The following is a 271-nucleotide window of genomic DNA, read 5'->3' as shown; positions in this document are numbered from 1 at the left end:
GCCGTTCTCGCGGCGGCTATGGCACCAAGGCCTGCGTGATCGCCGACGGGACAGGCCGCGCGGTTGCCTTTGCTCTCGCGCCGGGCCAGGCGCACGAACTGCCCCATGCCATCCCGCTGCTCGCGCGTCTGCCCGGCGTGCCGGTCTGGGTAGTGGCCGACCGAGGCTACAGCAGCCACACCTTCCGCCAGCACCTCTGGGACCTCGGGGCGCGGCCCGCCATCCCGCCGAAGATCAACGAGGCTCCAGTCGCCTGCCCAGCGCCGATCTA

The 271-nt window shown here is 72.0% G+C and carries 1 protein-coding gene; it reads left to right on the top strand.

All coding sequences use genetic code 11. The features are described from left to right. Positions 1–271: transposase (locus E2C06_RS37125; RefSeq protein WP_133293447.1), on the top strand; the 271-nt coding region annotated here is incomplete at both ends.

The organism is Dankookia rubra (assembly GCF_004355005.1).
Lineage (GTDB): Bacteria > Pseudomonadota > Alphaproteobacteria > Acetobacterales > Acetobacteraceae > Paracraurococcus > Paracraurococcus ruber_A.
This window is presented reverse-complemented; position numbering and strand designations above follow the sequence as displayed.